This is a genomic window from Polyangium sp. 6x1, assembly GCF_029946515.1.
Classification (GTDB): Bacteria; Myxococcota_A; Polyangia; order Polyangiales; family Polyangiaceae; genus Polyangium.
In genome coordinates this window covers 1-7377 of record NZ_JARZHH010000151.1, presented here as the reverse complement: position 1 = coordinate 7377, position 7377 = coordinate 1, and the positions used below count along the sequence as shown (strand labels likewise).

Below are 7377 nucleotides of genomic sequence, written 5' to 3'. Positions count from 1 at the left end.
TGACCTGGCCCGTTCGATGAACTGCGCATCGCGCAGTTCATCGACCCCGAGTCCAGCGCTTGCGCTGGTCCGGGTGCAGGGGTGGACAACCCCTGCTGGGGCCTGGGGCAAAGCCCCAGCGAAGCGCCAGCTAGAAGCCGAGGTCGTCCGACATCCGCCGCGCCCCCGGCTTCACGGGCGGCGATGCGGGCGGCTTGCGCTGCGCGGCCCACGGGTCTTCGAGCTCCAGGCTCCTCGTCGTCGGCGACGGGGACGCGGGCGACGACGGAACTGGTGGCGAAGCCGGAGGGGCCCCCTCCACCGCTTCGAGCTTCGTCCGCCCATTTTTCACCGTCGCCTTGATCTGCCCTGCCTCGATCATCGCCTGCGCACGTGCTGCGATCGCCTGCGGTGAATCGGCTGCTGCGCGCGCGCGCTCCCGCTCCAGGATCGCCGTCCGCTCGAGCCGCTCGATGTTCTGCCCGACTTCGTCCTGCTTGCGCGAGACGGACTCGGCCCGCGCGGCGGCCTCGCGCCCTACCTCGCCGATGACGCCTGCGAGGTAGGAGAGCTGCTGCCCGACGTACATCTGCCGCCCCTCGAGCGCTGCGAGCCGCGCTTCGGTCGCGCGCGCCTCGGCCCGCAGCTTCTGCACTTCGGCGAGCGCCATGTCCCCCGCGGTGTTGTCCACGCACCCGAGCGTTGCGAACGAGAGCACACCTGCGAAGGGCACGACGAGGCGAAGGAGGGTCGCGAAGAAGTGCTTCGATGCCATGGGCGATCGCGATGGTACCGCGCGCCGAGCACGCAAGGAAAGGCCTCGTGCAGGCTCCCTCACGGGCCTTCCCTTTACGCCTCGACGCGGGTCGGGCATCCTCGGCGCAGGCGAGCCCCATCGACGCGGAGTGCGGCGCTCGTTCCCGAAGACCCTTGGAGACCCTCGACCCGGCCCTCTCGAGCCTGATCACGCGCCCCCCGGAGCAGAGGCGCATCGGACCTTTCGTCCTCGTCGAGCAGCTCGGCGCGGGGGGTTACGCGCCCGTCTGGCTCGCGCGCGAGACCTACGGCAAGGCGGAGCTGCGCACGGCGGCCGTCAAGCTCTTCTCGCTCCACGTGGACGCGAACGATCGGAGTCGCATCCTCGAAGAAGCGCGCGCGCTCTGCCGCGTCGAGCACCCGAACGTCGTGCGTTTCTACACGCTCGCCGTGGACGAAGCGGCTGGGGTCATGGGCCTCGCGATGGAGCACGTCGCCGGGCGATCGCTGGAAGACCGCATCGATGCCGAAGGAAAGCTCTCCGTCGACGAGACGCTGCGCGTCGGCGTGGCCATCGCCTCCGCGCTCGCCGCGGTGCATGGCGCTGGCCTCGTGCACCGCGACGTCAAGCCGAGCAACATCGTCGAAGAGGCGGGCGGCGCGTACAAACTCATCGATTTTGGCATCGCGTCGGCGTCCTCGAGCCCGGCGGCCGTCGAGGATGTGGTGCCGGCGGGGCCGTACGATGGAACCACGCCACGCGCGCTCGCCGCGACCGCGCGGCTCTCGTCGAACCGCATGACGGGCACGTACGGCTACATCGATCCCGCGGTCTTCGGCGCAGGCGCGGTGCCCTCGGCCGCGAGTGATCTCTACGCGCTCGGCGTCACGCTCCACCGTTGCCTCGCGGGCGCGCTGCCCGCCGAGCGCATCGGCGGCGGCGGCCCGCTCGATCCCGGCGTGCTCGCGGGATACACGAAGCCGATGCCCCTCGCCGCGCGCTGCGAGGGCGTCCCGCGCGCGCTCGCCGCGCTCATCGATCACCTGCTCGCGCCGCGGACCGAGGACCGGCCTCCGCGGGCCTCGTGGGTCGCGCACCACTTCGAGCAGATCCGGCGGGATCTCGCGGGCCGCGCGCGCGTCTTGCCCGACGAGGACGAGGGCCCGTTCCGGGGCCTGCGCCGCTTCGAAGCGCGCGACCGCGACGTCTTCTTCGGCCGCACGCCCGAGGTCGCCGCGGCGATCGAGCTCTGCCGCGGCCGCGGGCTTGTCGCGCTCGTCGGCCCGTCGGGCAGCGGAAAATCCAGCCTCGCGCGCGCGGGCCTCTTGCCGGCGCTCGCCGAGGGCGGGATCGTAGGCTGGCCCGAGGCGTGGGACACGGCGATTGCAGAGCCCGGCCGTGATCCACGCGCCGCGATCGCCGCCGCGCTCGCGCCGTTCATCCCGGACGCCGCCACGCTCGCGCCGGGCCCGCTCTACGAGGCCATGGCCCGGCGCGCGAGCGAGGAGGAGCGGGGCCTCGTGCTCTTCGTCGATCAGCTCGAAGAGCTCGTGACCACCTCGTCGGGCGAGGGCCGCGAGGAAGCGGCGGCCCTGCTCGTGCGGATCGGCGCACAGCCCTTGCCCGGCGTGCGCGCCATCGTCGCGGCGCGCAGCGATCTCTTGCATTTGCTCCTCGCGATGGGGGATCTCGGCAACACGATGGCGCGCGGCCTCTGCAAAGTGGAGCCGCTCTCCCCGACGTACTGGCGCGAGAGCGTGGAGCGCGCGCTCGCGTCGTACGGCTACGCGCTCGAGGACGCGGCGCTCGCAAAGGAGCTCTTCGCGGGGATCGATGCGACGGCCGGCGCGATGCCGCTCGTCGAGTTCGCGCTGACCGAGCTCTGGAGCGCGCGCGACAAGGGAAAGAAGCTGCTCTTGCGGTCGGCGCTCGCGGCCGTGGGCGGCGTCGAGGGTGCGCTCGAGCGGCACGCCGAGGCGGTGCTCGCGTCGATGGAGCAGGCCGAGGAGGGCTCGATCGAGGCGACGCGTGCCGTGCTCCTCGCGCTCACGACGGCCGAGGGGACGCGGCGCGTGATGAGCGTGGACGAGCTCGCGGCGATCGCGGGGCCGCGGGCGCGCCACGTGATCGCCGCGCTCGGCGAGGCGCGGCTCGTGGTGCCGGCCGAGGGGCCGGGGCCCGCGGTGACGCTCGCGCACGAGGCGCTGCTCTCGCGCTGGGGAAGGCTCGCGTCGTGGATCGCCGAGGCGAAGGGCGATCGGATGCTCGCCGAGGAGATCGAGCGCGACGCCGCGCGCTTCTCCCGCGACGCGGAGAGCGTGACGCTCTGGCGAGGGCGACGCCTCGAGTTCGCGAAGGAGCTCGTCCGGAGAAACACGCTCCGTTTGTCGGAGGCGGCCGAGCGGTTCATCCAGACGAGCGCGCGCGTCGCGCGACGGGGGACGGTGCTCGCGGCGACGGCGGGGGCGATCGTCGCGGCGTCGATCGTCGTCGGCGGGCTCGGGTACGTGCGGGCCGTGCGCGCCGAGGAGCGGGCGGCCCAGGAGAAGCTCGAGCGCGAGCAGAAGGAGCGCGCCGAGGCCGAGCGGAACGACAAGGAAAAAGCCAAGCTCCTGGAAGAGGTCCGCGCGACGGCGGAGCTCAACAAGGACCTCGAAGAGCGCATCCGCAAGACCCTCTCCAGGCCCACGCAGCCCGACCCCGCGACGAGCGCGTCTCCGACCGCCGCGCCGCAGCCCGCGTTCGCGATCGTGGCGCCGGGCGGAGGCCCGATCCCGAAGGCGGGCTCGCCCGCGCCCGCGTCCCCGACGTCGACCACGGTCCCGGCGAGCGCGCCCGAGCCGCCGGAGACGGCCGCCACGCCGGCCGCGACGGGCGCCGCGGCCTCCACGGCGGCGCCGGCGGGCGTGAAGGGCCCCGAGACGAAACCGGACGACGAATTCTAGTGATGCGCGCTCCCCGAAACGCCTTCGCCATCGGCCTCGTGGTGCTCACCTCTGCCGCCGCGCTCGGCCTCGCGCGCGCTGCGTCCGCCTGCGGCCCCTACCCGCCCGCGCGCGACCTCTCGCCGGCGGACAAGGCCTACGCGCAGAAGCTCTTCCAGGAAGGCCGCGCGCTCGAAGGCGAAGGCAAGCTCGAACGGGCGCTCGCGCGCTACCTCGCCTCCCGCGACATCCTGCCGCGCAAATCGAACACGAAGAACGCCGCCGTTTGCCTCGACAAGCTCGGCCGCGCGCCCGAGGCGATCCCGCTCTACGAGGAGGTGCTCGATCGATTTCGCGGCGAGCTCACGCCCGAGGAGCAAAAAGCCCTCATCGACGACGTGCGTCGGCTGCGCGACCTCGTGGCCACGCTCCACGTCGTCGACGGCGAGGGCTCCCTCTTCGTCGACGGAAGAGAAATCGGCGCCCTGCCGCGCGAATGCCCGCTCTACCTGCCTGCCGGCCGCCACACCGTGCGCGTGAACCGCCGGGCCGTGCTGCTCGATCACGACCTGCCGGCCGGCGAATCCCTCCGCATCGTGGTCGACTCCGAACAGGCGCCCCCGCCCCCTGCGCGCTCGGAGGGCTGGTTCGCCCAGGCCTTCGGCGGCCCCGCGCTCGGCAGCTCCATGGATAGCAATGCCGAGCGCGACGCCGAGGGCAACTGCTCGGACCATTGCCCCTTCGCGACCGGCTTCCTCACGGGCGCGCGCGGCGGATACATCACGGCGAACAACGTCTCCATCGAGCTCTTCACCGGCTTTTTTTCGGTGGAATCGACGTTCGAGCGCACCTTCGCGCGCGACGTCCCGGTCGCCGACGGGATGTCGACCGTCACCTACACGCTCTCGCATCGGCTCTCGCTGCGCGGCCCGTTCATGGGCCCGGCGGTCGGGTATCGGCTCGACCTCAGCCCGCGCTGGACCGCCGTCTTCCGTGGATCCCTCGGCCTCGTCGCCGCGCAATCGTCCGATCCGGTGAGCGGCGTCGGCCGCGACGATCGCGGCAACGCGTCGTCGCTCGTGTTCGCGGGCACGAGCACCGTCCTCCGCACGGCGCCGACGTTCTTCATGCCGGAGGTCGGCATCGAGGCGAAGCTCGGCGGCGTCCGCGTGGGTTTGTCCCTCGGCTACGCGCTTTTCCTGGCGCAAGGAAATGTCTTCAATGGCCGCGCCTTCGACGCGCTCGCCGCGTGCCCCGCCTCGGGCGACAATGGCGTCGCCTGCGCGCCGGAGACCACGGCCGACGTGGCCGGACAGGGGCTGCAAACGGCGCACGGCCTCATGCAGCTCTGGCTCCCTCAGCTCACCTTCGGCTTCTTGCCCTGATCGCCGCGGCGATCCCGACGAGCACGAACAGCCACGCGCCTCGGCCCTCCGCCTCGCCGCCGCGCGCCGCGCACGAATACGCCGGCGGCGGGCCGTCCGCGATGAGCGCGGGCCCGCAGAAGCGGTTGGCCTTGCAGGCGAGGCTCGCGGGGCAATCGACGTCCGACACGCAACGCTCGTAGCACTGCGAGCGGCGACAAACCCCGTCCACGCCGCACGTCGTCCCTTCCTCCGCGCATTGATCGGGCAGCATCACGCAGAAGCCCGCGTCGCTGCACGTGTAGGTATGCCCGTCCGGCTGGCGCGGGTTGCACTCGTCGACGGCGGGCACCTGGCCGCACCTGCACCGGCCGCCGCCGCAGGCCCCGCTCGGACAATCCGTGTCCTTCTCGCAGTGCGGCGGGGCCGGCAGGCACTCCTTGTCGGGACAGATGTACCCGCAGGCGCAGAGCTGCGCGGGGTTGTTCTTGCAGCGCCGGAGCTCGCCCTCGCAGAGATCGCCGCCGCCGCCCGCCCCGCCGGCCGGCGTCTCGGGCCGCAGCGACACCCGCTCGTCCAGGCCGCCCGCGCCGTCCCCGCCCGCGCCGTCCCCGTACGCGCCGAGCAGCACGCCGATGCAGAAGAGCCCGAGGATCACCCGATGGAAGAGGCGACGCCGTTCCGCCATGGGACCCCCTACCTCTTCCTCGGCCGCGGCAGATCGTACTCTTCGAGCCGGGACACGAGCGTCCGCCGCGAGATCCCGAGCATCTCGGCCGCGCGCGTCTGGTTGTGGGCGCATTTCTCCAGCGCGTCGAGGATCCGCTGCCGCTCGTCGACCTGCTTCTGCGCCTCGTGCACGTCGTCCTCCGAGATCGGCTGCGTCGCAGAGCGCACGGCCACGGGCGGCCCCGCATCCGGCGCGGCGACCCGCGCGTGAGGCGGCCCCGACGGTCGCGCGATCCGCGGCGGCAGGTGCTCCGGCAGCACGGTGTCGCCGGCGCAGAGGACCGCGGCCCGCTCCATCGCGTTCTTCAGCTCGCGCACGTTGCCCGGGAACGCGTGCCGTTCGAGCAGCTCCCGCGCCTCCTTCGCGATCGACGGCGCGCCCTTGCGCTCGAGCTTCCTCCACGCGTCTTCGAGGAAGAACGTCGCGAGCTTCGGGATCTCCGCGGTCCGCTCGCGCAGCGGCGGCACGACGAACGTGATCCCGTTCAGCCGGTAGAAGAGGTCCTGCCGGAACGTCCCGCGCAGGGCCTCGGCCTCCAGATCGCGGTTCGTGGCCGCGATGAACCGCACGTCGACGGGCCGGGGCGTGACGGCGCCGATCCGCAAGACCGCGCGATCTTCGAGCACGCGCAGGAGCTTGACCTGCACCGACGGCGAAAGCTCGCCGATCTCGTCGAGCAGCACGGTGCCGCCGTCGGCAGCCTCGAAGAGCCCCTTCTTGTCCTCGGTGGCGCCGGTGAACGAGCCCTTCTTGTGGCCGAAGAGCTCACTCTCGAGCAGCGTCTCGCTGAGCGCGGCGCAGTGCACGGCCACGAACGGCTTCCCCCGTCGCGGCGAGGCCTCGTGGATCGCGCGCGCCAAAATCTCCTTGCCGACGCCGGTCTCGCCGAGCAAGAGCACGTTGAACGGCGACCCCGCGGCCTTGCGCGCCTCCTCGTGCAGCGCGCGCATCCCGGGATCCTCGACGATCACGCGGCCCCCTCCGCTGCGCCGCCCCTCGTCGGCCGCCTTCGGCCCTTCCTCGTGCCGCGCGCGCCGGACGACGGCGATGACGGAGCCGAGCACGATGCAATCCCCGAGCTCGACGAAGAACGTCTCGCCCGGCGCGCGATGCACCCTGCGCGTCTCGACGGCGCTGACCTTGTCCTCGCTCTTGCGCACGAACGTGCCGTTCGCGCTGCCCTTGTCCTCGATACGGAGGACAGGCCCAACATGGAGCACAGCGTGGCGGCGCGAGACGGACGCATCGTCGATGCGCACGTCGTTGCCCTCGCCGCGCCCGATGGTGACGCTGCCCGAATTCGGCAGGACGGTGGCCGCGGCCTCGTCTCCCGCGGCATACACCACGAGCTCGAGCGTCCCTCGTTGCTCCTCCCGATCCGCCTGACCCATCCTGTCGTGATCTCCGAAGGCCGAGGGTACGAGAAAACGAGGGCCGGAGGAAGCGGTGCGTCAGGGGGGTGGGGGCGACGAGCACGTTCACCCGGGATCCACGGGGTGGACGGAGAAGTCGTCGGAAGCGGGAGCCGCCGCGCCGGGGCGCTGCCCCGGGCCCCGCGGGGGCTGTTCGCCCCTCGACCCGAACCAGGGCCAGCCCTGGACCTCTGGGCATCGACTGCGCGAA

Annotated in this window: 5 protein-coding genes; 2 read left to right on the top strand and 3 right to left on the bottom strand. The window is 72.5% G+C overall.

All coding sequences use genetic code 11. The annotated features are described in order from the left end of the window. Positions 1 to 130 precede the first annotated feature (130 nt). Positions 131 to 754: a hypothetical protein gene (locus QHF85_RS49255; RefSeq protein WP_281334502.1), complete on the bottom strand. Its 624-nt coding sequence runs from the start codon at positions 752 to 754 to the stop codon at positions 131 to 133. A gap of 155 nt (positions 755 to 909) precedes the next feature. On the opposite strand from QHF85_RS49255, the gene QHF85_RS49250 reads away from it, so the two are divergent. Both QHF85_RS49250 and QHF85_RS49245 read left to right on the top strand, forming a co-directional pair. Continuing rightward, entirely contained in the window at positions 910 to 3681 is a 2772-nt protein-coding gene (locus QHF85_RS49250) for a protein kinase (RefSeq protein WP_281334501.1), read from the top strand. A 2-nt stretch (positions 3682 to 3683) separates the two neighbouring features. Further along, the gene (locus QHF85_RS49245; protein ID WP_281334500.1) at positions 3684 to 5045 is read left to right on the top strand and encodes a tetratricopeptide repeat protein; all 1362 of its coding nucleotides are present in this window, start codon (positions 3684 to 3686) and stop codon (positions 5043 to 5045) included. Here the strand turns inward: QHF85_RS49245 and QHF85_RS49240 are convergent. Both QHF85_RS49240 and QHF85_RS49235 read right to left on the bottom strand, forming a co-directional pair. After that, positions 5023 to 5712 carry a hypothetical protein gene (locus QHF85_RS49240; RefSeq protein WP_281334499.1) on the bottom strand — a complete coding sequence of 230 codons (690 nt, stop codon included), beginning with the start codon at positions 5710 to 5712 and terminating at the stop codon, positions 5023 to 5025. The genes QHF85_RS49245 and QHF85_RS49240 overlap by 23 nt on opposite strands. An 8-nt stretch (positions 5713 to 5720) precedes the next feature. After that, positions 5721 to 7145: a sigma 54-interacting transcriptional regulator gene (locus QHF85_RS49235; protein WP_281334498.1), complete on the bottom strand. Its 1425-nt coding sequence runs from the start codon at positions 7143 to 7145 to the stop codon at positions 5721 to 5723. Positions 7146 to 7377: the final 232 nt, after the last annotated feature.